This window comes from Nonomuraea angiospora (assembly GCF_014873145.1).
GTDB classification, from domain to species: Bacteria; Actinomycetota; Actinomycetes; order Streptosporangiales; family Streptosporangiaceae; genus Nonomuraea; species Nonomuraea angiospora.
Genome location: NZ_JADBEK010000001.1, coordinates 3,203,855 through 3,228,718, shown reverse-complemented (window position 1 = coordinate 3,228,718; position 24,864 = coordinate 3,203,855). Strand labels below are relative to the sequence as shown.

The window sequence follows — 24,864 nt, the reverse complement described above, 5'->3', positions numbered from 1 at the left end:
TCAGCGTATGCCGGTCTTCGACTACGACCCACCAGAGAGGTTCGTCGCCGGTGCCCTGGGGCAGCCGGGCGCGCGCGCCTTTTTTCTGCAGGCCAGGGCCGAGGGCAGACTGACCACGGTGGCGCTGGAGAAGTTGCAGGTCGCCGCCCTCGCGGGCAGGCTGGACGAGTTGCTGGACGAGGTGCTGCGCCTGAGCGGGGGCACCGCGCACGTCCCCGCGCTCGCCCCGGCCGACCTGGCCGACGACGCGCCGCTCGACGTGCCCGTCGCGGAGGACTTCCGGGTGGGCACCATGGCGCTGGCCTGGGACGCGGAGAAATCGCAGGTGGTGATCGAGGCGCAGGAGGTCGTCGACGAGGAAGACGTCGAGGACGCCGACCCCGCGGTGCTGCGCGTGCGCATCAGCGCGGGAGCCGCTCGCGCCTTCACCCGGCGGGCCCTCGAGATCGTCGCCGCGGGCCGCCCGCCGTGCCCGCTGTGCGGACAGCCGCTCGACGCCACCGGGCACGTCTGCGTACGCCTCAACGGATATCGCGGGGGTGAGGCGGCTTCATGACCGCTCCGGAGAGCGAACCGGCAGTCAAGCCGTCCCGGCAGCCGCCGTCCATACCGGAGGACGAGGCGCTCGCGCTGCTGCGCGACGGCCGGCTGGAGGTGGCCGGCCGCCTCGTCGAGGCCACCAACATGACGCTCTACTGCTCGGTCAAGCTGGGCTCCCGCTCGGCCGCCTGCGTCTACAAGCCGGTACGCGGCGAGCGCCCGCTGTGGGACTTCCCCGACGGCACGCTGGCCGCCCGTGAGGTGGCCGCGTTCGAGGTGTCGCAGGCGACCGGCTGGAACATCGTGCCGCCCACCGTCTACCGCGACGGCCCCTTCGGCCCCGGCATGGTCCAGCTGTGGATCGACACCGAGCGCGAGATCGACCTCCAGCGGCTGGTCAAGAGCCGAAATCCGCTGGTGCGCCGGATGGCGGTGTTCGACGCGGTGATCAACAACGCCGACCGCAAGGGCGGCCACCTGCTGCCGCTGCCCACGGGGCACGTCTACGGGGTCGATCACGGGGTCTGCTTCTCCGCCGAGGACAAGCTGCGCACCGTGCTCTGGCAGTGGCGCGGCAAGCCCCTCGCCCGCGAGGCGGTGGCCGTGCTGGCCAAACTGGAGCGCGACATCGAGTCCGGCTCCCTCGGGCGCAGGCTGCGCGAGCTGCTGAGCCTGGAGGAGGTCGAGGCGACCTGGCGGCGGGTCAGGCGGCTGCTGGACACCGGCGTGCACCCGTACCCCTCCGAAGGCTGGCCCGCCATCCCCTGGCCCCCGATCTGATCCTGGCCTCGATCTGAACCTGGCCTCGATCCGCGGGCCCGTCAGGGCCCGCCCCTCCCTGCGGCGGCCGAAGCCCGTTTATTACCCTTTGCCCCATGTGCACGCTGATCGTGAAACCCGGGCGGACGCTCACCCTCATGGGCGTCAGAGACGAGTTCACCGACCGCCCGTGGGAGGCGCCGGGCGAGCACTGGCCGGAACATCCGGGCGTGGTCGGCGGGCGCGACCTCAAGGCCGGCGGCACCTGGCTGGCCGTCAACCCGGCGGCCCGCCGCGCCGCCGCCCTGCTCAACGGGCGCGGCCGGCCCGCGCCGGAGGCGGGCCGGCTCTCGCGCGGCGACCTGGCACTGCGGGCCGCGTCCACCGGCGGGCCGCCCGGCCCCGACCTGACCTGCTACGACCCCTTCCACCTGGTGCTCGCCGAGCTGGCGCGGATCCGCATGTTCAGCTGGGACGGCGACCGGCTGGCCATCACCGACCTGCCCGACGGCGTCAGCATGATCGTGAACACCGGCCTGGACCCGGCGAGTGAGCGGGTCGTCGTGTACCTGCCCAGGTTCGAGAGCGAGACCTGGAGCGAGCTCATCAAGGCGGAGCCGTCCGCCGACCCCGGCGCGCTCATCGTCCGGCACAAGCTCCCCGACGGGCGGGTCTTCGCCTCCCTGTCGGTGATGGAGGTCTCACTCTCCGCGGAGGACGTGACGTACCAGTTCACCGACCTGACCGCTGATCGGGACAGATAGGCTCAAACACATGAGATCGTGGGCTGCCCAGAACGTTCCAAAGCTCCCAGGTGAGAGCATTCCGCTGAGTCTCTATGACACCTCGGCCAAGCAGGTGAGGCAGACCGATCCGGGGCCGACCGCCAGGATGTACGTCTGCGGCATCACCCCCTACGACGCCACCCACCTCGGCCACGCCAACACCTACCACGCCTTCGATCTCGTCGGCCGGATGTGGCGGGACGCGGGTCACGAGGTCCACTACACGCAGAACGCGACCGACGTGGACGACCCGCTGCTGGAGCGGGCCGAGCAGACCGGCGTCGACTGGCGCGAGCTGGCCGAACGGGAGATCGAGCTGTTCCGCGGCGACATGGAGGCGCTGCGGATCCTGCCGCCCCGCGAGTACGTGGGCGTCACCGAGGTCGTCGGCCGGGTGGCCGAGCTGATCTCCAGGCTGTCCGCCAAGGGCGTCACGTACGTCCTGGACGGCGACGTCTACTTCAGCGTGGCCGACGCGCCCAAGTTCGGCCAGGTGTCGGGCTACGACGAGGCGGAGATGCTGACCCTGTTCGCCGAACGCGGAGGCGACCCCGACAGGGCGGGCAAGCGGCACCCCCTCGACTGGCTGCTGTGGCGGGCCGAGCGGCCCGGAGAGCCCGCCTGGGACTCCTCCCTGGGCCGGGGGCGGCCCGGATGGCACATCGAGTGCACGGCGATCGCCCTGGACAGCCTGGGGGGCGGCTACGACGTGGCGGGCGGCGGCTCGGACCTGATCTTCCCGCACCACGAGTGCGGCGCCTCCGAGGGGCACGCCCTGACCGGCGAGTGGCCGTTCGCCAAGTTCTACACGCACGCGGGCATGGTGGCGCTGGACGGCGAGAAGATGTCCAAGTCCAAGGGCAACCTGGTGTTCGTGTCCAGGCTGCGGGTGGCCCACGACCCGATGGCGGTCCGGCTGGTGCTGCTGGCCCACCACTATCGCGCGGACTGGGAGTACGTCCCGTCCCTGATGGCCGACGCCGAGCGGCGGCTGGAGCGCTGGCGCTCGGCGGTCGCGCTGCCGTCGGGGCCGCACGCCGACGAACTGCTGGCCACGGTACGCGCCCGGCTGGCCGACGACCTCGACTCCCCGGGCGCCCTGTCCGCCATCGACGCCTGGGCCGACGAGGCCCTCACCCGGGGCGGCCCCGACGCCACCGCCCCCGCCCTGGTGCGCGACCTCGCAGACGCCCTCCTGGGCATCGCCCTCTGACGCCGTCCCGCGAGCGCCGGGTCGAACGGCGCTCGGCGGGACCATCGGTTGAACGGCGCTCTGCGGGACGGTCGGATTCAGCGGCGCCGTGCGAGGCGTCGCGCCGCGAAGACCCTGGCCCGCCCCGCGGCCCAGCCCGTCAGGCCGGCACGTCGGCCCGGCACATCGGCCCGGCACGTCGGCCCGGCACATCGGGCCCGCACATCGGGCCGGTAACGCCACGCCCCCCCACACCATCCCGCACCTCCCCAGTGCCGGATCGGCGGGACGGTGTATGGCGGAGCGCAGAGCCTGGTCCTGGCCGTCAGGCCGATCGCAGGAGTCTTCGACGTGCCAGTACCCGGCTCAGAGCTTGCACCGCGCCCCTTCCTCCGGGGACTTGAGGTCGATGAGGTAGGCGGCCACGGCCTCGTTGACGCAGGCGTTGCCGGCCAGGAGGGCGCCGTGCTGCTCGCCCTCGACGGTGAGCAGGCTGCCGCCCAGTTCCTTGGCCAGCGTGACGCCGCCCTCGTGCGGCGTCACGGGATCGCCCGTGACGGAGACCGTGAGGGTGTCGGGCAAGCCCTTGACGCCGGTGGCGTACGGGTAGCCGAGCGTCGGCTTGACGGGCCACTGCTCGCAGCCGTCGCGCGCCAGCTTGATCGGACGGCCGTGGTCGGTGAACGGCGCCGCCCGGAACCACGCCCGGTTCATCGCGGTCTCCTGCTTCGGCGTGTGGCGCTCCTCGTCCAGGCAGTTGATCGCCAGCGTGGCCTCGAGCGAGTCGGGGTAGCCGCCGTCGGCGGTCCGCCCGTGGTAGCTGTCGCGCAGCTTCAGCAGGGTGTCGCCCTTGCCGGCCTTCACCTCGGCGATGCCCGCGATCGCGTCGGGCCAGCTCGCCTTGCTGTACATCGCGGCCGTCACTCCCTCGACCGCCTGGCCGAACGTCAGCCCGCGCCCGTCGGACGTCCGCGCGGGCTTGTCGACCAGCGGCCTGACGAGTTTCTGGAACTCCTTGGTGGCGCGCTTCGGGTCGGTGCCGAGCGGGCAGTCCTTCTTGGTGGCGCACGAGGCGGCCAGGCGCTCGAACGCGGCCTGCGTCCCGGTGGCCTGCTGAACACGTCGCTCGTGGGTGCCCGCCAGCGGGTCCATCGCCCCGTCGAGCACCAGCGCGCGGACCTTCTTCGGGAACATCTCCGCGTACACGGCGCCCAGCCGGCTGCCGTAGCTGGTGCCGGCGAAGGAGAGCTTCTCATCCCCCAGGGCCTGGCGCAGCACGTCCATGTCCCGCGCGACGTCGCGGGTGCCGACGTGTGCGAGCACCTGCTTGCCGCCGGAGCGCTCGGCGCACTGCTCGACGAGCCGGCGGGTTTCCTGCTTGGTCCAGTCGTCCAGGCCGGCGGGGATCGAGGAGAGCTTGGCGTCGCGGTCGCGCTCGGCGTCGGTGTAGCAGTCGAGCGCCGGGGTCGAGGCGCCGACACCGCGCGGGTCGAACCCGACCAGGTCGAAGCGCTCGGTGATCGGCGATTTCGCCCACACGGCGGCGGTGATGGCCGCGTGATCCGTGCCACCGAAGCCGGGACCGCCGGGATTCAGCACGAGCGACCCGATCGGATCCTTGCCCCGCGCGGGCACCCGCAGCAACGCGATCTCCGCCTGTTCACCCTCCGGCTTTCCGTAGTCGAGCGGCACCTTGAGCCGCGCGCACTCGGCTTCGACGGCCGGTGCGCCCGGCGGCATCTGCGGATCGCAGGGCTTGAACGCCAGTTTCTGCCCGTAGAAGCGGTCCAGGCCGGTGCCGGGCGAGGCGGGCTGCTGACCGGCCTGGAGAGTGCCGGCCGCGCCGGCCTGACCGGCGCAGGCGCCGAGCAGCAGCGTCAGTGCCGCGGCCCCCATGAAGACGGCCGATCTCGTGCTATATGGCATGTGCTTTCTCCCATTGTCGGAGGGGCGTATGAGGGCCGGAGGTGCGAGCAGAGCCCACGTCCGGCGCGGCACCGCGGACGGCGTGGACGTGCATGCGGCAGAGCACGTCGAGCTGCGCCTCGTTGTACGGATCCCGCAGCGCCGGCGCCACTGTCCTGGCCGCGCGTTCGTCACCGGTCAGGGCGCGTGACCCCAGGCTGGTCAGCCACGGATACTCGGCCGGCGCGCGACGAAACCGCAGGGCCGGCCGTCAGGTGGCTCCCCTGGTCGTGCTGTTTGCGACACCGAGCTAACAGCGTGCCCTTGGGGCACGGTCAAGAAGCGCCACAGATCCGGCCACGGAGCGGTTGTCGCGGTTGGAGAAGAGCCCCGTTCGGGCGCGGGCGACACGTCTGGGCCCCGTTTTGACTGTGCCCTTGGGGCATGGTGTGGACTGTCGTAAGGGACGCGTGGGGTGGGACACCTGCAGTCGCGGACGACGAGGAAGGCAGAGAATGGCGTGGAGCACCCGGCAGCTTGCCGATCTTACGGGCTCGACGGTGAAGGCCATTCGGCATTACCACGAGATCGGGTTGCTGGATATGCCCGAGCGCGCGGCCAACGGGTACAAGCAGTACAAGGTCTCGCATCTGATCCGGCTGTTGCAGATCAAGCGGTTGCGTGATCTGGGGTTGCCGCTGTCGCAGATCGCCGCGATGGGGCAGGCCGACGAGGAGTCGGAAGAGGAGATCCGGGTGCTGGACGCCGAGCTGGAGGCGACGATCGAACGGCTCCAGCGGGTGCGTGCGGAGCTGGCTGTCATCTTGCGTCATCGCGCACCGATGCATGCGCTGCCCGAATTCGCGCCCCTCTCTCAAGAACTCTCCGACACGAACCAGTCCTTGTTCATGATTTTTTCGACGGTTTTCAGCGAGGAGGGCATGGAGGAATTCCGTCGGATCATCGCCGTGCGCGACGACGTCGGTGACGATTTCGACGCCCTTCCCCCGGAGGCCGACGATGCCACGGTCGACCGGGTTGCCGAGCGAATTCTGCCACTGGTGCGCAGGATGCGGGAGGAGCACCCGTGGTCGAACGACCCGGTGGCGGATTCGCCACGAGGAGCGGAGCTGGCCGAGAGCACGATGGCACACGCGCTGGTGGAGCTCTACAACCCCGCACAGCTACGAGTCCTGCAGCGCCTGAACGTCCTCCTCGGACAGGCGACGGACACGAACGACGACACACCCCGGCACGGCGCTGCCCACGACTGAGGTCTCGCCGAAGCGCTTTCCGAATGATGATGTGGAGCCTGAGATGTTGAAGGACTGGCGGAGAAGCCGGGCCGTGCAACGGGTTCAGCCCGGAAATGGACGTTCGCTCAAGCGTTTCCGCTGGTGGCAGCCGCTTTCCCGGGCATTGTTCTATCTTCCGCTGAAGAACGATGATGGCCGGCAGGTGGTCTATGCCATCGACGTCAACCATGTGCAGCGGTTTCTGTCCGACAACGGCAAGGGTAAAGCCCACCTGTACCTCGACGGCAGGCATCACGCCGAGTCCAAGCTCCCCGCCGTTTTTGCCGTCCAGGGCGGCACGATCGAAGTAGCACCGACAGCCTTCGGCCTCAAGCGCTGCCACTACGTCACTGCCGAGGGGACCGAGCACCAACTCATCCCGGATCGCGGCTCCGGTGAAGGACGCCGCGCGCACCTCGCCCGCGAGCACCCCGCACTGAGCCGCTGGATCGCTTTCTGCTCACTGATCTTGCTCGTCATCCCGCTGCTTCTCCTCATCCCGCAGCTCATCGAAGTGGTTTATAAATTCCCCCCGGTAACGCAGCGCTTCGGGACTTTCACCTCGCCCATCCATTTGCCGGGATGGCTCAACATCACGCTCGCGGTCGGTGCCGCGGCGGCCGGTTGGGAGCGCGCACTGCGCCTGCGATACAACTGGTTGCTGGACTCCATGGCCAAGGGCTGAGAGCGGCTCGACCGATCAGCGGTAGGAGCGCGGTGATGGACGCCGTTGCCCATCAGCGTGGACGTCGGTGACATCGCCGGTCAGGGGCTGGGCGCTGTGCGAGTACCGCAACCAGCGGCCACCCGTACGAGGAGCCCGTGCGCGGCCCGGGCCGAGCTGCAGGAGCTGCTCCTCGACGTCCTGGTCGCCACCGAGGATCGTAGCCGGCCGCGGACAGCGCACTGGTGATGGTGGTCAGCGCTGTTGCAGCGCGCGGAAGTCGTCGAGCCAGTAGCCGCGCCCCGACATGGCGCCGCGGGGCTGCACGGTGTAGGGGGCGTACACGCTGTTGAGCAGCCACGGGGTTTTGTCAGGGCCGAAGTCCTCGACCATCGCATCGTCCTGCTTGAAGGCGTAGGTGGCGACCGCCAGCCGCCCGGTGCTCCGGTACAGCTTCATCTGGTCGCGCAGGAAGCCGGCCTGACTGGTGAACCACGGGCTGCTGGTCAGGAAGTCGTCCCACTTCCGCTCGCTGAACGGCTTGTTGATGGCGGCCTTGATCACCTGCCAGACCTGGGTGTCCGGGGCGAAGCCGTACTGCTGTGCGAACTTGGTGGCGACGGTGTCGCGCAGGTGCTGTCTCCAGTGATGCACGAGGGAGAACTCGGTGACGAGGAACGTCTGTTGCGGGCGCATCCGCGGCAGGATGTAGTCGAGGAACGGCTGGACGGCCTGGGGCGAGGGCACGTGCGGGTGGATGTCGACGCCCTCGATCTCCGGCGTCTCGCGGACGAAGGTCATCCAGCGCTCGGCCGCCGGCGTGCGGCGGTCGGGCAGGTCGAGCCGGTTCAGCGCGCCCATGTAGAGCACGGTGCGGCAGTCCGCGCCGCAGTGCTGGCGCCTGTAGTCGATCACGTGTCGGGCGACGGTCTCGTAGAACTCGTTGAGCCGCGCGTCGCGCTCGGCGGGCAGGCTCTCGATGAACGGCTCGTTGCCGATCGTGATGATGTCCACCTTGTTCAGCACAGTGGGCAGGACCCGGTCCAGGCGGGCCAGTTCGGCGGCCATCCGGGCGCTGCCGGGCGCGGGGAAGGAGGTCCGGTCGTAGGGGAACTTCAGGCTGAGGATGGTGTCGTGGCCTCGCCCGGCTGCCTGGGTGATGGTGCGGATCGCGAAGTGCGCGGCGGGATCGCCCTGGTCGGTGGCGGGCATCGGGAAGAACCCGCGGACCCATCGGGCCTTGGCCTCGCGAAGCTCCCGGTAGTCCAGCGCGTCGAGGTTCTGGTTGAAGTTGGCGCCCAGGGCGCCGTACGCAAGTTTCACAGGCCTGCCTTCAGCGGCGGCGGCGGTGTGCGTGGTGGCCGAGGCGGCGAGGACGGCGGTCAGCGCGATGATCGATAGTCGGCGAAGCGGCATGGGGCCTTGCTCCCTGGGGCTCGGAGAAGTGCGGGGGAGAGGGGCGGAGGAACCTGGCCACAGTGTCGGTGGCACATCCGCGAAGTCATGTTTGCGCTAACTTGATCGGCCTGTCAATGGCCGTGGCGGCGGGCTCAGCGGCGTGGGGGCGCGGTGGACGCTCTGATCACGAGTTCCGGGCGGACGAACCTGCTGGCGGGCTGGGCCGCCTCGATCCCGGGCGGCGCCTCGATCCGCGCGATCAGGTGTTCGAGGCAGCGGCGTCCCACCGCCGCGAGGTCCTGGCGGACGGTCGTCAGCGGCGGGGCGAGGAACGGTGTGAAGTCGAGGTCGTCGAAGCCGACGACGCTCAGGTCGTCCGGCACCTTGCGGCCCAGCTCGGCGGCGGCCCTGAGCACGCCCGCGGCCATCTGGTCGTTGGCGGCGAAGACGGCGCTCACGTCGTCGCCGGCCAGCAGGCGGCGTGCGGCGTCGTACCCCGACTGCGGGGACCAGTCGCCGACGGCGGGTGGGGGGACGGCGCGGCCCGAGCGTTTCAGCAGCCGCTGCCAGGCAGCCCTGCGTCGCTGTGCCGGGTTCGAGCCGGTCGGTCCGGCCACGTGGTGCACGGTGGCGTGGCCGAGCCCGAGCAGGTGGTCCACGGCGGCGCGGACGCCGGCGGCCTCGTCCATGCCGAAGGTGGGGTGCCGGTGCGCCGCCCTGCTGTCGGCGATCACCACGGGCACCTCCTCGGGGAGGTGCAGTTGCGGGGTGTCGAGCACCCGGGCCTCGATCACGATCACGCCGTCCACCGCACGGTCGGTGAGGCCGCGGACGGCGGCGCGGATGTCCTTCTCGGTCGGGCCGTCGACCATCGCGACGCTCACCGAGTAGCCGCGGGCCTGGGCGCCGGTCACGACGGCCTCGAGGATGCAGACGTTGAGCACGGCGCTGAGGTTGAACATGACGACGCCGATCGTGCCGAACCGGCCGGTGGCCAGCGCCCGCGCGGCGATGTTGGCGCGGTAGCCGAGCTGTCTCATGGCCGTCTCGACCTTGAGTCTGGTGTCGGCGGTCACCCGGTCGTTGCCGTTCACGACCCGGGACACGGTCTGGCCCGAGACGCCGGCGAGCTTGGCGACGTCCGCCATCGACGGGCCGCCTGACGCTCTCGTCCCCGGTAGTCGAGCCATGCCGGGTCGTCTCCCTTCGTCGTCGCCGACAGAGTACAGCGGCATCTCTGGAGGGTGATAGCCATGGTTGATGTTTCCGCAAACATCGTTGCATTCTCTTAGAGTGGCTGGACATGCGGATATATCGAGGTGGAGCGCAACCTCTCCGAACCTCACAACAGCGGTCTCGACGATGACAGGTGCCGAGCTTAAGTTTGCGCAAACATGCGGAGCCTCGATCGAGGCCGGTCGGCATCGCATGAAGACGGACCGGAGCCCCCATGGGAACCGTATCGCCGGCCGGTGGTGCTGTCCGCGAGCGGCGGGACCAGCCTCCGCCCGGCGCGGGACGAGCCCTGGCACGGGTACGCCACCGTCGGCTCCACCGAGGAACCGGCCGAGAGGTTCCGGCAGCTCGTGGACGCGGTACTGGACAACCCGGAGCCGGCCGGCCTCTGCTGGACCCGGCTGACGGACACCGAGCAGGAGCCGAACGGGCTGCTCACCGAGGACCGCGAGCCCAAGGTGCCCGCGGATACCGTCCGCCGCGTCCTCACCCGCCCGGCCCGATCGGTGCCCGCCGAGGCCATCGGCGGAGGCCATCGGCGCGGCCCGGCGCGCGGCCAGGGATCGCCAGGATCAAGCAGCGTCAACGCCTATGACCGGCCGGTGATGCGGGCGATGTGGGCGTCGCGTTCCTCCTCGGTCCTGGGGCGTCCGGCGATCCCGGGCCGCTGCTGCCACGGTTTCGGGCCCTGCGGCCGGCGGAACTCGATTCCCATGGCCTCCAGGCGCAGCAGGTGGGTTTCCATGCGCCCGCGGAAACCGGGCAGGTCACGCAGAGGGGCCGGAGTCCACAGGACTTCCGCGATCGCCGCCAGGCGGGGAAAGGCGAAATAGTCGACCACACGTCGGGAGTCCATGTACTCCGTCCAGATGTTGGCCTGGCCTCCGATCACATGCCTGGCTTCCTCGGGAGAGAGCTCCGCGGGCACGGGCTCGAAGGCGTAGACGCGGTCGAGGTCCAGGACGACGGACTGCGGTATCGGCTCCGTGTCCAGGTCCGACTGCCGGTAGTCGAGGTAGGCGTAGTTGTCGGGGCAGCTGATCACATCGTGCCCCCGGCGGGCCGCGACGACGGCGCCGGACATGCCGCGCCAGGACAGGAGCGTCGCATCGACCGGCAGGTCGCCTTCGAGCAGGTCGTCCCAGCCGAGCAGGCGGCGGCCGCGCCCGGCCAGGTGACGGCCGATGCGCCCCAGGAACCATCCCGGCAACCGGTCCACGCTGTCGAGCCCGAGTTCGGCGGCTCTGGCCCGCGAGGCCGGATCGTGACGCAGGCGGGTCTTCGGGGCCTCGTCGCCGCCCACGCAGACATACGGCGACGGGAACAGCTCGATCACCTCGTCGAACACGTCGCAGAAGAACCTGACGGTGTGCTCCTCGGCGTTGAGCACGTGATCGTCGATGCCCCAGCGGGTCCACACCGGCAGCCGCTCGGCCCCGGCGCCGAGTTCGGGGTAGGCGGCCAGGGCGGCGCGGACATGGCCGGGCATCTCGATCTCCGGCACCACCGTGACGAACCGTCCGGCGGCATAGGCGACGATCTCGCGGATGTCGTCATGGGTGTAATAGCCGCCGTGCGGCCGGCCATCGGTCCCCGCGTCCGGCCCGGAACCGATCTGGGTCTCCGTACGCCACCCTCCCACCGAGGTCAGACGGGGGTAACGCCGGATCTCCAGACGCCAGCCCTGGTCGTCGGTGAGGTGGAGGTGGAGCCGGTTGAGCCGGTGCGCCGCCATCTGGTCGATGAACCTGAGCACGTCGTGCACCGGCATGAAGTGCCGTGCGACGTCGAGCAGGACTCCGCGCCACGGAAAGCGCGGCGCGTCGGTGATGGTGGTCGCGCCGATGACCCACTCCGTGCCGGGGGCTGTGCATGACCGTCGGTGTACGGCGGGCGGGAGCAGCTGCAGCAGCGTCTGGCAGCCGTAGAACACGCCTGCGGGGTCGCCGCCCTCGATGCGCACGTGGTCGGGGGTGACCCGCAGACGGTAGGACTCGGGGGCGAGATCCGGGGCGAGTTCCAGCCGGATCGATCCGGACGCCGACTCGCGCAGGGGTAGCCGGGTCCCCGCGCGCAGGGTTCCCTGTAACCATGCCAGGACTCCATGCAGGGCGTCCGGCGCGGTCAGGCCGGTTTCCGCGGTGAGGGCGAAGACTCCATAGGCCGGGATCACGGCGGCGGGCAAGGGGACGAGGCTCATGCGGCTTTCCTCACAGGTCTCGGAAGGGATCGACGGCAGTGCGCGGACGACGCCGGCCTCCCCGGCAGGGCGTGTTGCGGCCCCGAACAGGCCGCGCACCATCACGGCCTGTTCGAGTGCCACCTCGTGGCGGTTCAGTAGAGCCGGGTGATCTTCCACCAGTTGAGGTTGAAGCCGCCCGTCGCCGCGTAGACGCCGAACTGGTGTGTCCCGGCGGGTAGGTCGACTTCACGGGAGATCGTCCGGTAGCTCGACCAGCTCCCGGTGTTCGGCAAGTCGACGTTTCCGAGCGGCGTGGCGCCTTCGTTGATGTCCAGCGAGATCACCCCGCCGTCGTGCGGCGACGCGACGCGGTACTCCACCAGGTAACGACCGGCCGACGGGATGGTGACCCCGCCGAAGGCGATCCAGTCGGTGCTGTCGAAGGAGCCGACGTGCTGCCCGCCACCCGTGTCGGGCGTGGGCTCGGTGATCACGCCCTTCATCGCGCTGTAGCTCTCGGCCTGGAAGGTCCGGGTGTGGCAGCCGCCGGGCGCCAGCTCGCAGATGTCGGCCCGGTTGGTCGACACCTTGAGGTCGTCGTACCAGATCCAGGAGTCGTTGGCAGGTGCGAAAGTGGTGTCCGCCCCGCCGAAGAAGGAGGAGAAGTAGGCCCTGTCGATCAGGTCGCCGTTGCGCACGAAGCGCAGCCCGGTGACGGTGGCGGCGGAGACGCCGTTGTAGAAGATCTCGATCTCGCCGTCGGGGTTGGCGTTACCGTTGGTGACGGTGTTGACCTTGAGGCGCTGGACGATGTTGAACCATTCCCCGCGCGGATAGAGGATGTCGGCGCCGTTGCGTTTGAGCACGGCGTAGTCGCCGTACTGCCCGGCGTGACCCATGTGGTAGTAGTAAATCGCCGCTTGGCCGTTGTCGCGCCGCCAGATCATACGCGAGCTGAAGCCGTTGTAGCCGTCGCAGACCTGGCCTCCCGAGCACGCCTTGCCGCCCGCCAGGCCGAGTCCCAGTTTCCCGGCGAACTCCGTGGTGCCCCAGCTGAAGTCGCTGCTGTAGCGCGCCCAGTAGGACAGGTAGTACTCGCGGGCCGGGCTCAGCGCGAGCGGCGCCTGGGCGCCGGAGTCGGCCGGTCCGATCTTGCCCTTGGGGTAGAAGACGCGCAGCGACTTGCCGCCCGAGTGGTTGAAGTTGTAACCGTCGATCCAGGTACGGGTGTCCATGCCCTCCTGCCAGGGGGCGCTCCACCCGTCGGCCGCCCACTGGCTCAGGGTGTAGGCGCTGCCCCGCTCGGGCCGTTCGAAGGTGTTGACGCGGGGTGCGGCCAGGGCGGTGCCGGGGACGAGGGCGAATAAGGAGACGAGTGCGGTGAGGACTTTTCCTCTCATGAGCTGGCTCCTGTTCAGAGATCGAGGACGAGCGTGCGTCCCCAGGGGTGACGCTCGGCTTCGGTGAAGCCGAGCGCGGCGTAGAAGGCCAGGGCCCGGCCGTTGGTCTCGGCGACGCCGAGGTGCAGGCCGGGCACCTGCCGTTCCCGCAACGACGCGATCAGGGCTGACATGAGGCGGTGGCCCCAGCCGCTGCCCTGCAGCCGCGCGGTGAGCTTGATGTGCGCCTGGGCCGGGTGGCTGGCGAACCAGGGCCGGGGCGCGTCCGGGTAGTCGTGGATCACATCGACGTACCGGTGGTCGAGGGTGCCGTCGCCGGGGTCGCGATGGCGGGGGTACTGCTCGCGCAGCACCGGCCACCAGTGCTCGCGGGCCCACCCGAGGAACTCCTCGGTGCACGCGGTGGCGACGATGTAGCCGCCGATCCCGTGCTCGTCGGCGACGACGAAGGCCAGGCCGGGATCGGCGACCGCGTACGGCCCCGCGTAGAGGTGACCGGGCAGGTCGGGGGCGTGGAAGCGGGGTGCCTCCGCCCGGCCCGCCCCGTCGACGAGCAGGCACACCCGGTAGATCCCGGCCAGGTCGGCAGGATGGTAGGGCCGCAGGTGCGCTGCCATGGCGAGCTCCTAGGAGACGGTGACGGCGACGGTGATCATGTCACCGGACCGGGCGAATTCAACGGAGCGCGTGTTGAGGGTGACATCGCGTACGCCCGGCGCGTGAACCGAAATCTCATACCGTCCGGGCTCTCCGCGCGGCACCGTCAGCCGCAGCTCGGACCCGGCGTAGGCCACCGACGCCCGCTCGATCGGCCGCGAGACCTTGACCCAGTCGACGCCGTCCACGGAGACCGCGGCGCGGCGCATCAGGTCCACACTGACCGGTGAACCGTTCGCGGCCCGTCTGAGCAGCGCGTAGCCGGAGTCGAAGAGCACGTCGTCGCGGACACCGTCGGCCAGGTCGACCTGGACGTGCCCGTCGGCGATCCGCCGGCCGTCGCTCACGGCCGGCCGGTCAGCCGGCGAGCGGGTCTCGATCAGCGTGGTGAACCGCGTCTTCGCCGCCCCCTCCCGCCTGGCCAGCAGGAACGGAATGGGCCGGCCGGTGGTGGCCTCGCCCGGCCCGCTGGTGTGCAGGACTCCGGTCGAGACCGGCTCCAGCGACCGCAGCGAGAGCACCCCCGTGTCGGAGGTCCACTGCGCCTTCCACCGCCCGTCCGCCGCGGTGCCCTCGGCGACCCGCTTGAGCCGGTGGTAGCCGAAGTCGGTGTCGGCCGGGTCCAGCACGCAGTCGCCGCAGGGCGGCGGCGTCATGGCGGGCCCGCCGACCTCCAGCGTTCCCTGCCCGTGCCACGACTGGTCGTAGCGGTGCGCGGTGCTTCCCGAGGCGTCGAACACGTCGAGCGTGTAACGGTCGGTCATCAGGTCCGCACGGCGGATGGCCACGTCCCCGTCCTTGGCCCCGGCGTCGGCCACCCGCAGCCCGGGTGTGGTGCCGAAGAAGTTCAGCGAGCCGCGCATGGCCCGGTCCTGGCTCCGCCCGTCCACGACGACCGTGTTGTGCGAGACGGTCTCGCGGTACCAGTTGTTGGTCAGGTCGGCGTTGTCGGAGCCGTAGACCATCCCGAGGTCGGTCGACTGCAGCCCGCCGCCGGTCACGTCGATGTGGAGCTTGTCGGCGTGACCATGGCTGCCGCCCGGGATGCCGTGGTCCATCCGGATCGCGTCGGCCTGGAAGGGGTCCACCGCCGAGCCGTACAGCAGGGCGACGTCGTCGAAGAAGCCCACGCCCCTGTCCGAGACGAGCGCCACCCGTGCCGCGACCGCCTCACGCGGAACCGCGCCGCGCGCCGCGACCGCCTTCCAGGTGCCCAGGAAGGCCGTGGAGACGGGCTCGGTGGTCGTGCCGTCCTTGTTCACGAACGACAGCTCGATCCGGCCGGTCCCCTGGACGCGTGCCGTCAGCTCGACGGTGCCGACGAGGCCGCCGGTGACCGGGATGTCGCTGCTCCAGCGCCCTTGCCTGGCCGTCGCCGCCGAGCCGCCGCGGTAGGCGAGCGGCGAGATCGCCGTGCGGCCCTCGCGGGCCCAGGCCTTGCCGCCGTCCTCGAAGCCGCCGTCCCGGGCCAGGTCGGCCGGCCACAGGTCGAGCCGCTCGAAGCCGCCGTCGATGGCCAGCCGTACGGCACGCGCCTTGACCGGCACCTGGAGCTCCGTCTCCCCTTCGGTCGCGCTGATCTTCCTGCCCTTGCCGTCGAGGAAGGTCAGCGTGACCGCTCCACGGCCCAGGACCGACAGCCGCAGGTGTGACAGGCGAGTGCCGTCCACCGGGAAGGTCTGGGTCGCCCGGCCCGTCACGGCGCCCTTCTTCCAGGTCCCGGTCAGCGCCCAGGAGGCCGGCTTGCCCGCATCCTCCAGCGCCGCCTCCGTGAAGTCCCCGTTGGGGATGAGGTTGGCCGGCTCGCCGCCGCGCAGCACGGTCTCGCCCAGGCCGCGGAAGGTCGTGCTGCGCTGCCGTACCCCCGAGCTCTTCGGGATCTCGTCGGCGCCGTACCGCAGCGCCCACCGGTCGCCCCGCGGCTGGCCGAGATTGTGGTAGGCCAGCCCGAGCCCGGCGGCGAAGTCCGGGTCGGCGTAGGTGGCATAGGCCCATTCGGCGAACATCGTGAAGTTGGGGCCGAACCTCCGTCCCCAGGTGCCGCCGTCACCGGCCGCGGGTACGGTCTGGTCCGGGTACAGGTACGGCAGCAGCGTGGTGTACATCGACTTGAAGCGCGGATCGTGCGGGTAGTCCTTCTCCCGCGCCGAGATGGCGACCTGGGTGAGCGCCTGGAGCGCGTACAGGTGGTAGCTGGCCGAGCCCTCCCACCACCAGCCGTCGCTCACGATCGCCTTGTCCAGCAGGAACTCGGTGTCCTTCAGCGCGGTATCGCGCAGTCCGGCGTCGTCGATCGCCGCGCCGGCCCCGTGCACCGCCGCGGCCGTCCACGCCTGGAAGTTGGAGGTCGCCATCGGGCTGGAGATCAGCAGCTCGGCCAGCGGGCGCAGCAGGTTGCCCTCGATGTTCACCCGCTCGGCCTCGGTGAGGCCGTCGCGGATCAGGTCGTAGGCGTCGATCAGCCCGATGGCCGCGACCGCCTCGTCCAGCGACTGGTAATGGATGCGCCCGTAGAGCGGGTTGAGCGGCACCGCCAGGAACCGATCGGCGTAGTAGAGCAGGATGTCGCGCGCTTTGGCCGCGTACTGCTCGCCGCCTGTCACCCGGTAGGCGAGCGCCAGATCGGAGGCGCCCTGCGCGGCGTTGTTGTGCCAGATCTCCACCCATGCGCTGTCGTACGGCTCGCCGCTGTAGGTCTTGCCGTCGAGCGGGCACCGGTGGCTCGTGGGGCTGTCGTAGTCGAAGGTCAGCATGGTGTTGGTGCCGGGGCATTTGAAGTTGCCGCTCCAGCCGCCGTGGAAGACCGTCTTGTCCAGCGGCCTGCCCAGCCAGGCATCGGCCTCCGCCTTGACGGTGGTGTCGAAGGCCTTGGCCGCCCACGGCTGCCCCGAAATGCGCTTGCGCAGGGTTTCCAGCTCCGCGGGCGTCGCGTAGACCCGAGGCTCGCCGCCTTTGGCGGTGGCCTCCTCCACCGTGAGCGTGGCCCGCCGCGCGGATGCCGCGTCACCACTGGGCGTGGCGGTCAGTACGGCCGAGCCCGCGCCGGGAACCGTCACCGTGGCCAGGGTGGACTCGCCCGGCTTCAGCGGCGCGGTCACCGCCGGGCTCACCGTGCCGCGGTCCACCGCGAGTCGCAGCGTGTCGGCCACGGCCCGCCGGTTGGTGACCGTGACGAGGAACGTCGCGTCGCTGCCCGGCGCGGCCTTCTTGGTGGCGCGTTCGGGGTAGAGCCAGGCCGATCCAGGTGTCACCCGCACGTCGTCCACCCACATGGTGCCGGTGGAGGTCTGCACGGTGTTGATGATCTGGACCCGGGTGGTCAGCGGCGGCACCTTGAAGGTGCCCTGCACGGTGGTCCAGTCCGTGCTGCCGGTGAGGATGCCCCCGAGCAGGCCGGAGCCTGTGTAGACGGTGCTCCCCGCGCTGTCGACGTAGCTGAAGCTGAGCGAGACGCGGGCCGCGCCGGGGAAGTCGGTGTAGTCGGCCAGGGTGATCGCATCCAGTTTCACCTTGGCCGAGATGTGCACGATGGGGGTGGTCGTCTGGTTGAGCGGGACGGTGACGAAGCCGCCGATCTTCTTGGCCGGCGAGCCGTCGATCCGCATCGAGCGTTCGCCCTCGGCGGCCACCGCGGTGTCGATCGTGTAGGTGGAGCTCTGCCACGGTGTGCACCAGGCGGGCGCCGGGCAGGCTTCGGTTGAGGGCGTGGTCGTCTCGAACCCGGGGTTCGGCACCAGGTTCTGCCCGTCGGCGGCGGCCGCGGCGGGGGAGGGCATCGCCTGAAGCGGCGCCGAGGCCACGATCAGCGCCGCCAGTAAGGCGGTGATCTTCTTCACGCCGCCTTCAGCCACGCGTCGCGGTGCCGGGCGACGAACTCGTCGTCCACCAGCTCGGGGTAGGCGGCGATGACGCGGTCGAGCTCTTCGGCCTGGCCGGGCGACAGGCCCTCGGCCGGGTCGAGCAGCCGTACCTCGGCCAGCAGGCCCTGGCGGCGCAGCACCTCGTGCACTCCGGCGATGCAGCCCGCGAACCCGTGCGCCACGTCGAAGACCGCGCCGTTGGCGTCGGTGAGCCGCGCGGCGAGGGTGAGCAGCTCGGTGTCCACCTGCCCGCTCCTGACCGCCTCGTGGGCGCGGTTCAGCAGCTCGACGGCGCGGTGGGTCCACACCGCCGTCTGGCCGAGCAGGCCGCCGACGATGCGCTTGACCACCGGCTCGCCGTCCACCTCGATGGAGAACTCGGTGAGCAGGTCGACGAGGATGTTGTCGTCGTTGCCGGTGTACAGGGCGATCTCCTCGGCCCGGCCGGACTCGCAGACCGCCCGGACCACGTCGATCGTGCGGTAGCGGTCGAACGGCGCGATCTTCACCGCACGCAGCGCCGGGAGCTGGGCCGCCTGGCGCCAGAAGTCCACGCCGAGGACGCGACCGCCCACGGCCGGCTGCAGGTAGAACCCGCACAGCGGCAGCACCTCACCGATCTCGGCCAGGTGGGCGACGAGCTCGCGGTCAGGCAGGTGGTCCAGCCCGCGCACGATGACCATGGCCAGGTCGTAGCTCAGGGAGGCGGCCATCTCGGCCTCGCGGACGGCCTCCGCCGTACCGCCTGCCACGCCCGCGACCAGCACCGGGGCCGGGCCGTCCGCCCGAGCGGCGGCCGTGGCGGCTTCCTCCGCGGCCAGCCGCAGCACCGGCTCCAGCAGGCCCGCCGTGCGGATGCCGAACTGGGTGGTGTGGACGCCGACGGCGAGGCCGCCCGCGCCGGCGTCGAGGTAGTACCGGGTCAGCGCTCGCTGGCGGCGCTCGTCGAGCGTGCCGTCGGCGGTGATGACGAGGGGGTGTGCGGGGATGATGACGCCTTCGAGCAGGGTGCGTGCTGCGGCGGGCGCCAGGATGGCTGGCATCAGAAGCGTCCTTCTCGTTCTTGGAAGTGGGTGGCCTTGCCGTGCACCGCTCCCCCCTCGGCCACCCAGCGGGCGGTCTCGTCGAGGAGGCGCATCAGCGGAACCGTCGGGTAGCCGAACAGGGCGTGCGAGCGTGCGGCGTTGGAGAGCAGGGCCGTGGGCTCCTCACCACCGGTGAAGCGCGGCGTGACCCCGAGGCGCGCGGCCAGCTGCCCGGCCAGCCAGCGGACCGACGCGGTCTCGGGTCCGGCCATGTTGAGGATCAGCGGCGGGGTGGCGCAGTGCTCGAAGAGGCTCAGCGTCATGGCGTTGACGTCGCCCTGCCAGATGACGTTGACGCTGCCCGTCGCCAGGTCGATCGGCTCGCCCCGGAGGACGGCCTGCGCCAGTTCGAGCAGGACGCCGTAGCGCATCTCGACGGCGTAGTTCAGGCGGACGATGGCGGCCGGGGTGCCCTGGGCGCGCGAGAAGTGCTCGATGACGCGTTCGCGGCCCAGGCAGGACTGCGCGTATTCGCCGACAGGGCTCGCAGGGGTGGTCTCGTCGGCTCCGCCGCTGGTCACCGGTACCAGGGGGTAGACATTTCCGGTGGAGAAGGCGACGACGCGCGATGCGGGGAAGCGCCGCATGACGCGTCCCGGCAGGTAGGTGTTGAGCGCCCAGGTGCCGGGTTCGGAGCCGTGCGTGCCGAACTTGCGTCCGGCCAGGTAGACGACGCGCTCGGCCTCGGGCAGGCGGGCCAGGTCGGCGTGGTCGAGCAGGTCGGCCCGGACGATCTCCACTCCGGCCTGCTTCATGAACGTCTCGTCGTCGCCGGAGAGGGTGCGTGCGACGGCGATGACCCGGGCGGTGGAACCGCGGGCGTCGAGGGCGCGGCGGGCCATCACCGCGAGGCCGGGGCCGATCTTGCCTCCGGCGCCCAGCAGCATCAGGTCGCCTTCGGTGCGGGCGAGGCCGTCGGCCACGGCCTCGGAGGGGGCGCTGAGCGCTTCGCGCAGATCGTTCAGGTTCTCGATCATCGGATGTGCTCCAACGTCAGCGAGCGGAAGGCGGACAGGGCCTCATACAGGGGCGCGGCCTGCGGGTACCAGGCGGCCTCCCACTCCAGGGAGGTCCAGCCGCCATAGCCGAGACGGGCCAGTTCCCCGGCGAACGCGTCGAGGGGCACGGCTCCGGCGCCCGGCAGCACGGGCGCGAGATCGGTGACGGAGGCGACGTCCTTGACCTGGACGTGGGCCAGCCAGGGACGCAGCGCCTCGGCCGTGACGGCCGGGGGCTCGCCCGCGCGCCACGGGTTGACCACGTCCCAGAGGGCTCCGACGTGCGGGGAGCCGACCTGGTCGAGCACTCCGGCGACGGCGCGTCCGGTGAGGAAGGCGTCATGGGTCTCGAGCAGGATCCGCACACCGGACCGTGCGGCGCTCTCGGCCCCGGCTCGCAGGGTCGTGACGGCGTGGGCCGCCACGCCGGGATCGTCCGGGTCCCCTCCGAAGACCCGTACGAACGACGCGCCGGCCAGCCGCGCGAGCTCCAGATGCCGGGCGAGCGCGGCCTCCTCGCCCGGCATCCCGACCTGCACGTAGGAGGCGAGGCAGACGATCTCGATGCCCGCTTCCGCGAACCGGGCCCCGACCGTCCGGGCCTCGGCGTCGGCGGCCGCGGGCGGAAGGATCTCGCCGGTGGCGCAGCGCAGCTCGATGCCTTCGCAGCCGTGCTCGCGTGCCAGCTCGATCACCTGCTCGACCGGTGCGCCGGGGCAGCCGAGGGTGCTGAAGGCCAGGCGCCCGCTCATGCCGTGCTCCTCAGCAAGGCGGAGCCGACCGTTTCGGGGCGACCGTGGCCGGCCGACTCGTAGATCGCCAGGACGGCGGCCACGACGGACCGGCCGTAGTCGCCCCCGACCAGCGGCGGCCGGCCCGTCGTGCAGGCGTCGGCGAAGTCGGCGAGCTGCTCGGTGAAGGCCGCCACCGGATGGTCCCCGCCCGGCGCGATCTGCCGCTCGGTACCGCCTTCGCTGACGAAGGTGCCCTCGGTGGCCGACCAGCGCAGGGAGCCCCGTTCGCAGATGACGACCGTCTCGTCGGTGAAGGGCAGGCCGGCGCTGGTGAACAGGAAGCTCGCCTTGACGCCGCTCGACAGGCCGACGACGCCGATCGCGTCGGTCTCGATGTCCAGGCCGCCCCGCTTCCACAGGTGGGCGTGGACCGACTCGACCTCGCCGGCGCCGAGCCACTGGATGCGGTCGAGGCCATGGGTGCCGACGTTCATCACGATGCCGCCGCCGGCCACGACCGGGTCGAAGAACCAGTCGGGGCGTGAGCCGCGCTCGTAATGGGCCGTTCTGCGGTGGTTGATCGCGTGGACCGGGCCGAGCTCACCGGAGGCCAGGAGCGCCGCGGCCTGGTGGGCGTGGGCGCTGAAGCGCAGCACGTGCCCGACGGCGAGCGTCACCCCGGCGGCCGCGCAGGCTTCGATCATCGCGGTGCAGTCGGCGACCGTGGTGGCCATCGGCTTCTCCACCAGGACGTGCACACCCGCGCCGGCCGCGTCCACGGTCATCTCGGCGTGCAGGTTGTGCGGCGAGGTGATGATCACGCCGTCCAGCCGCTCACGGGCGAGCATCTCCCGGTGCGAGGTGTAGGCGGTGGCGCCCGCCTCCTCGGCCATGCTCCGCGCGGCGTCGGCGCGGATGTCGCAAACCGCGCCGACCGTGACCTGGGGCAGGTTCCGCGCGGCCCGCAGATGCAGGTCGCCGACGATGCCGGTACCGATGAGGCCGAGCCGGAACGAGGGCTCGATGGTAGGCACAAACAACTCCTTAGGCTTGGGCGGGCTCAGCCCTTGAGGCCGGAGGCCGCTGCGCCGCGCACGAAGTAGCGCTGGGCGACGATGAAGACCACGAGGATCGGGACGAGCGACATCAGGGCCCCGGCCGTCACCAGTTGGTCGTTGCCGACGAACTGGCCGCGCAGGCCCATCACCCCGATGGGGAGGGTCAGTTTCTCCGGGGAGGTCAGGTAGACCGTCGGTTCGAGGACCGCGCCCCAGGACGTCATGAAGGTGAAGACGGCGAGCGTCGCCAGGGACGGCTTGACCAGCGGCAGGTGGATCCGGGCGAAGACCGTCCAGAGGCCGGCGCCGTCGAGGGTGGCGGCCTCCATGAAGTCCTTGGGGATGGCCAGGAACGCCTGCCGCATCAGGAAGATCCCGAAGGGGGTGGCGAGCCAGAACGGGACGATCAGCGGCAAAAAGGTGTCCAGCCAGCCGAACTCGCGGAACATGATGAACGTCGGGATGATCGTCACCACCGTCGGCAGCATGAGCGTGGCGAGCGCGGCGGTCAGCAGGGCGTTGCGCAGCGGCAGGCGCATCCGGGCCATCGCGTGCCCGACCATCGCGCTGCTGATCACGGCCCCGATCGTCGCCAGTCCCGCGATGACGAAGCTGTTGATCGCGTACGTCGCGAACGGGGCCCGGCCCCACACCTCGGTGTAGTTCGACCAGACCGGCGGGTCGGGCAGCAGCGTCTGCGGGATGGCGATGAAGTCGGCGTAGGACTTGAGCGAGTTGAACAGGGACGTCACGAACGGCAGCAGCATGATCACGGCGCCGGAGACGACGAACGTGTAGGCCAGCAGGCGGCCGGGCCGCACGCCGCGCTTGAGGACGCGGCTAGGCATAGTGCACCCACTTCCGCTGGAGCCACAGCTGGAAAAGGGTGAGGACGAGGGTGATGCCGAACAGCACCCAGGCGACGGCGGCCGCATAGCCCATCTGGAAGAACTCGAAGCCCTGCCGGTACATGTACAGCACGGTCACCTCGCTGGCATCGCCCGGCCCGCCGCCCGTCATGACGTAGACCTGCTCGAAGGCCTGAAGGACCGAGATCGTCGACAGCACCAGGACGAGGAACGTCGTCCCGGACACGGCCGGAACGGTGATCCGCCAGAAGCGGCGGACGGGCCCGGCGCCGTCCACTTCGGCTGCCTCGTACAGCTCCTTCGGAATGGACTGCAACCCGGCCAGGAAGAGCACCATCATGTAGCCGACGCCCTTCCAGACCGCCACCAGGGCGAGGGTCGGGATGACCAGCGCGGGGCTTTTGAGCCAGGTCTGCGGGTCGGCCCCGAACCAGCCGAGGACGGTGTTGGCCGAACCGGTGCGCGGGTTGAACACCGCGTCGGCGACGTAGGCGATGACCACCCAGGACGATACGACCGGGACGAAATAGGCGCCGCGCAGCAACGGCATGAACCTCAACCGCTGGTTGAGGCCGACGGCCAGAACGAGCGCCAGGACCGTCTGCAGCGGCACGTAGAGGAGGGCGAACAGGCCCGTGTTGAGCAGGCTGTTCCAGAAGTGCTCGTCCTTCAGCAGCCTGGTGTAGTTGTCCAGGCCGATCCAGTTCGGCGAGGAGACGGTGTCGTAATCGGTGAAGCTGAGGTAACTCAGGGCCAGGACGGGCCAGGCCGTGAGCAGGACGAGGTGGGCCAGGTAGGGGGAGGCGAACAGGCCCGCCCACAGCTTCTCGACGAGCTTTCCGGATCCGGTCATGGCCGCCACTTGCCGGCCCCTTCCCGTCCCTTGATGTGCCGGGTCATCCGGCCGGCTTGAACCGGTCGACGACGGCCTGGGCGTCGGTCTGCGCGATCTTCAGCGCGTCCTCGATCCCGGTCTGCTTCGACAGCGCGGCGGTGACCTGTTTGGTGATCGCGGCGGTGTACTCGCTCCACACCGGGTTCAGGCCGAGGTCATCGGCGTCCGCGAGGGCGTCGGTGAAGGGCCTGCGATCGGTGGGAGGCGTGGCGGGGTTGAGGAACGCCGGGGTCTGCGCGACCTTCTTGTTGATCGGAATGGCCTCGCCGATGGACATCCACTCGGCCTGCGGCCCCTCGCCGGCGAAGAACTTGATCCACTTCCAGGCGGCCGCGGCCTCGGGCTCGGACGAGGCGCGGTTGACCACCCAGGAGTTGATGTTGGCGAGGTCGCCGCGCTGCCCGGTCGGCCCCTTCGGCAGCGGCACGGCCCCCATGTCGATCTTGCCCTGGGCCGCGGTCTGGATCCGGGCGTAGATGCCGAACTGCATCGCCACGATGCCGCTCGGGAACAGGATCTGGGACTTGCCCAGGGCCTCGGTGGTCACCGGGTCGGGGGCGATCTTCTCCTCGTACATCGCCCGGTTCATCCAGGTGAGGGCCTCGCGGCTCTGCGGGCTGTCGATCGCGATCTTCCCGTTGTCGGCGAGGACGTCGCCGCCGAAAGCCTTGACCATCGGCCACCAGCTCTCGACGAAGCTGGGCGAGTAGGCGCGGAAGCCGTAGACGTCGGTCTTGCCGTCGCCGTTGGTGTCCTGGGTGAGCTTCTTGGCCGCGGCGAGAAGGTCGTCGTAGGTCCAGTCCGCGGTCGGCGGCTCCACCCCGGCCTTGGCGAAGATCGCCTTGTTGTAGAACAGCGCGGTGGACTGGGCGCCCTGCGGGAAGCCGAACAGGCGTCCCTGCGGGTCGCCCTTCTTGATGATGTCGATGCCGTAGTAGCCGGCGAGGTCGAGGTCGGAGGCGTACTTGGTGAGGTCGCGCAGGCTGTTGCGGCCGCTGAACTCCTGGACGAGGACGCCGTCGGACAGCCACACGTCGGGTGCCTGACCGCCGGCGAGCTGGGTGCGCAGGCGCTTGTAGAACTGGTCGTAGTCGGCGGATTCGATCTTCACCTCGATGCCGGGGTTGGCCTTGGTGAACTGGTCGACCAGCTTGCGCATCGTGCCGTCCGCGGGGCCACCGGCTTCGGCGTAGTAGCCGAGCGTCAGGGTGACCTTGCCGCCGGCCGCTTCGCCGCCACCTCCGCCGCAGGCCGCGATCGTGGTCAGGGTCAGGGTCAGGGCCGTCCCGAGCGCGGCGATTCTGGAACGTTCTCTTTCAGGCATGGGGGTACCTGCTCTCCTGGGGGGTGAC

20 protein-coding genes are annotated in these 24,864 nt (G+C 70.6%); 6 read left to right on the top strand and 14 right to left on the bottom strand.

Going from position 1 to position 24,864, the window contains the following annotated elements:
* The first annotated feature begins 7 nt into the window (after positions 1–7).
* The 4 genes from H4W80_RS14710 to mshC all read left to right on the top strand — a co-directional run bounded on the left by H4W80_RS14710 (position 8) and on the right by mshC (position 3,297).
* Positions 8–556, top strand: coding sequence for a DUF3090 domain-containing protein (locus tag H4W80_RS14710; RefSeq protein ID WP_192785608.1), 549 nt, complete (start codon positions 8–10; stop codon positions 554–556).
* Positions 553–1,320 (top strand): SCO1664 family protein, encoded by a 768-nt coding sequence (locus tag H4W80_RS14705; RefSeq protein WP_192785607.1) that lies wholly within the window; start codon positions 553–555, stop codon positions 1,318–1,320. The genes H4W80_RS14710 and H4W80_RS14705 overlap by 4 nt, the downstream gene beginning before the upstream one ends.
* A gap of 95 nt (positions 1,321–1,415) precedes the next feature.
* Entirely contained in the window at positions 1,416–2,063 is a 648-nt protein-coding gene (locus H4W80_RS14700) for an NRDE family protein (RefSeq protein WP_192785606.1), read from the top strand.
* Between the two features lie 10 nt (positions 2,064–2,073).
* Complete coding sequence (gene mshC, locus H4W80_RS14695) at positions 2,074–3,297, top strand: cysteine--1-D-myo-inosityl 2-amino-2-deoxy-alpha-D-glucopyranoside ligase (protein WP_192785605.1); 1,224 nt, start codon at positions 2,074–2,076, stop codon at positions 3,295–3,297.
* Between the two features lie 345 nt (positions 3,298–3,642).
* Here the strand turns inward: mshC and H4W80_RS14690 are convergent, their stop codons facing one another.
* Complete coding sequence (locus H4W80_RS14690; protein ID WP_225963453.1) at positions 3,643–5,202, bottom strand: alpha/beta hydrolase; 1,560 nt, start codon at positions 5,200–5,202, stop codon at positions 3,643–3,645.
* Positions 5,203–5,696: 494 nt separating this feature from the next.
* Here H4W80_RS14690 and H4W80_RS14685 point away from each other — a divergent pair, with 494 nt between their 5' ends.
* Together H4W80_RS14685 and H4W80_RS14680 are read left to right on the top strand one after the other, a co-directional pair.
* Positions 5,697–6,455 carry a MerR family transcriptional regulator gene (locus H4W80_RS14685; protein ID WP_192785604.1) on the top strand — a complete coding sequence of 253 codons (759 nt, stop codon included), beginning with the start codon at positions 5,697–5,699 and terminating at the stop codon, positions 6,453–6,455.
* Between the two features lie 43 nt (positions 6,456–6,498).
* On the top strand, positions 6,499–7,161 hold the full coding sequence (locus tag H4W80_RS14680) for a hypothetical protein (RefSeq protein ID WP_192785603.1): 663 nt from the start codon (positions 6,499–6,501) through the stop codon (positions 7,159–7,161).
* Between the two features lie 234 nt (positions 7,162–7,395).
* Here the strand turns inward: H4W80_RS14680 and H4W80_RS14675 are convergent, their stop codons facing one another.
* The 13 genes from H4W80_RS14675 to H4W80_RS14610 all read right to left on the bottom strand — a co-directional run bounded on the left by H4W80_RS14675 (position 7,396) and on the right by H4W80_RS14610 (position 24,836).
* The gene (locus tag H4W80_RS14675; RefSeq protein WP_225963452.1) at positions 7,396–8,556 is read right to left on the bottom strand and encodes a hypothetical protein; all 1,161 of its coding nucleotides are present in this window, start codon (positions 8,554–8,556) and stop codon (positions 7,396–7,398) included.
* Between the two features lie 134 nt (positions 8,557–8,690).
* On the bottom strand, positions 8,691–9,728 hold the full coding sequence (locus H4W80_RS14670; protein ID WP_225963451.1) for a LacI family DNA-binding transcriptional regulator: 1,038 nt from the start codon (positions 9,726–9,728) through the stop codon (positions 8,691–8,693).
* 635 nt (positions 9,729–10,363) lie between these two features.
* Positions 10,364–11,974: a beta-N-acetylhexosaminidase gene (locus tag H4W80_RS14665; protein ID WP_225963450.1), complete on the bottom strand. Its 1,611-nt coding sequence runs from the start codon at positions 11,972–11,974 to the stop codon at positions 10,364–10,366.
* 134 nt (positions 11,975–12,108) lie between these two features.
* Positions 12,109–13,356 carry a carbohydrate-binding protein gene (locus tag H4W80_RS60695; RefSeq protein WP_225963449.1) on the bottom strand — a complete coding sequence of 416 codons (1,248 nt, stop codon included), beginning with the start codon at positions 13,354–13,356 and terminating at the stop codon, positions 12,109–12,111.
* A 14-nt stretch (positions 13,357–13,370) separates the two neighbouring features.
* The gene (locus tag H4W80_RS14650; protein ID WP_192785602.1) at positions 13,371–13,973 is read right to left on the bottom strand and encodes a GNAT family N-acetyltransferase; all 603 of its coding nucleotides are present in this window, start codon (positions 13,971–13,973) and stop codon (positions 13,371–13,373) included.
* 9 nt (positions 13,974–13,982) lie between these two features.
* Positions 13,983–17,849: an alginate lyase family protein gene (locus H4W80_RS14645; protein WP_192785601.1), complete on the bottom strand. Its 3,867-nt coding sequence runs from the start codon at positions 17,847–17,849 to the stop codon at positions 13,983–13,985.
* Positions 17,846–18,916, bottom strand: coding sequence for a dihydrodipicolinate synthase family protein (locus H4W80_RS14640; protein ID WP_192785600.1), 1,071 nt, complete (start codon positions 18,914–18,916; stop codon positions 17,846–17,848). The genes H4W80_RS14645 and H4W80_RS14640 overlap by 4 nt, the downstream gene beginning before the upstream one ends.
* Positions 18,916–19,935 (bottom strand): NAD-dependent epimerase/dehydratase family protein, encoded by a 1,020-nt coding sequence (locus tag H4W80_RS14635; protein ID WP_192785599.1) that lies wholly within the window; start codon positions 19,933–19,935, stop codon positions 18,916–18,918. Before H4W80_RS14635 ends, H4W80_RS14640 begins: the two co-directional genes overlap by 1 nt.
* Positions 19,932–20,708 carry a sugar phosphate isomerase/epimerase family protein gene (locus H4W80_RS14630; RefSeq protein WP_192785598.1) on the bottom strand — a complete coding sequence of 259 codons (777 nt, stop codon included), beginning with the start codon at positions 20,706–20,708 and terminating at the stop codon, positions 19,932–19,934. The genes H4W80_RS14635 and H4W80_RS14630 overlap by 4 nt, the downstream gene beginning before the upstream one ends.
* Complete coding sequence (locus tag H4W80_RS14625) at positions 20,705–21,724, bottom strand: Gfo/Idh/MocA family protein (RefSeq protein ID WP_318786864.1); 1,020 nt, start codon at positions 21,722–21,724, stop codon at positions 20,705–20,707. The genes H4W80_RS14630 and H4W80_RS14625 overlap by 4 nt, the downstream gene beginning before the upstream one ends.
* Before the next feature lie 26 nt (positions 21,725–21,750).
* Entirely contained in the window at positions 21,751–22,596 is an 846-nt protein-coding gene (locus H4W80_RS14620) for a carbohydrate ABC transporter permease (protein WP_192785596.1), read from the bottom strand.
* Positions 22,589–23,470, bottom strand: coding sequence for a carbohydrate ABC transporter permease (locus H4W80_RS14615; RefSeq protein ID WP_192785595.1), 882 nt, complete (start codon positions 23,468–23,470; stop codon positions 22,589–22,591). Before H4W80_RS14615 ends, H4W80_RS14620 begins: the two co-directional genes overlap by 8 nt.
* A gap of 43 nt (positions 23,471–23,513) precedes the next feature.
* Positions 23,514–24,836 (bottom strand): ABC transporter substrate-binding protein, encoded by a 1,323-nt coding sequence (locus H4W80_RS14610; protein ID WP_192785594.1) that lies wholly within the window; start codon positions 24,834–24,836, stop codon positions 23,514–23,516.
* Between the last annotated feature and the right edge of the window lie 28 nt (positions 24,837–24,864).

What these genes read in the sequence shown, in the direction of transcription:
- H4W80_RS14710 (WP_192785608.1), top strand. Translation starts at nt 8, where the DNA reads ATGCCGGTCTTCGACTACGACCCACCAGAGAGGTTCGTCGCCGGTGCC.
- H4W80_RS14705 (WP_192785607.1), top strand. Translation starts at nt 553, where the DNA reads ATGACCGCTCCGGAGAGCGAACCGGCAGTCAAGCCGTCCCGGCAGCCG.
- H4W80_RS14700 (WP_192785606.1), top strand. Translation starts at nt 1,416, where the DNA reads ATGTGCACGCTGATCGTGAAACCCGGGCGGACGCTCACCCTCATGGGC.
- mshC (WP_192785605.1), top strand. Translation starts at nt 2,074, where the DNA reads ATGAGATCGTGGGCTGCCCAGAACGTTCCAAAGCTCCCAGGTGAGAGC.
- H4W80_RS14690 (WP_225963453.1), bottom strand. Translation starts at nt 5,202, where the DNA reads ATGCCATATAGCACGAGATCGGCCGTCTTCATGGGGGCCGCGGCACTG.
- H4W80_RS14685 (WP_192785604.1), top strand. Translation starts at nt 5,697, where the DNA reads ATGGCGTGGAGCACCCGGCAGCTTGCCGATCTTACGGGCTCGACGGTG.
- H4W80_RS14680 (WP_192785603.1), top strand. Translation starts at nt 6,499, where the DNA reads ATGTTGAAGGACTGGCGGAGAAGCCGGGCCGTGCAACGGGTTCAGCCC.
- H4W80_RS14675 (WP_225963452.1), bottom strand. Translation starts at nt 8,556, where the DNA reads ATGCCGCTTCGCCGACTATCGATCATCGCGCTGACCGCCGTCCTCGCC.
- H4W80_RS14670 (WP_225963451.1), bottom strand. Translation starts at nt 9,728, where the DNA reads ATGGCTCGACTACCGGGGACGAGAGCGTCAGGCGGCCCGTCGATGGCG.
- H4W80_RS14665 (WP_225963450.1), bottom strand. Translation starts at nt 11,974, where the DNA reads ATGAGCCTCGTCCCCTTGCCCGCCGCCGTGATCCCGGCCTATGGAGTC.
- H4W80_RS60695 (WP_225963449.1), bottom strand. Translation starts at nt 13,356, where the DNA reads ATGAGAGGAAAAGTCCTCACCGCACTCGTCTCCTTATTCGCCCTCGTC.
- H4W80_RS14650 (WP_192785602.1), bottom strand. Translation starts at nt 13,973, where the DNA reads ATGGCAGCGCACCTGCGGCCCTACCATCCTGCCGACCTGGCCGGGATC.
- H4W80_RS14640 (WP_192785600.1), bottom strand. Translation starts at nt 18,916, where the DNA reads ATGCCAGCCATCCTGGCGCCCGCCGCAGCACGCACCCTGCTCGAAGGC.
- H4W80_RS14635 (WP_192785599.1), bottom strand. Translation starts at nt 19,935, where the DNA reads ATGATCGAGAACCTGAACGATCTGCGCGAAGCGCTCAGCGCCCCCTCC.
- H4W80_RS14630 (WP_192785598.1), bottom strand. Translation starts at nt 20,708, where the DNA reads ATGAGCGGGCGCCTGGCCTTCAGCACCCTCGGCTGCCCCGGCGCACCG.
- H4W80_RS14620 (WP_192785596.1), bottom strand. Translation starts at nt 22,596, where the DNA reads ATGCCTAGCCGCGTCCTCAAGCGCGGCGTGCGGCCCGGCCGCCTGCTG.
- H4W80_RS14615 (WP_192785595.1), bottom strand. Translation starts at nt 23,470, where the DNA reads ATGACCGGATCCGGAAAGCTCGTCGAGAAGCTGTGGGCGGGCCTGTTC.
- H4W80_RS14610 (WP_192785594.1), bottom strand. Translation starts at nt 24,836, where the DNA reads ATGCCTGAAAGAGAACGTTCCAGAATCGCCGCGCTCGGGACGGCCCTG.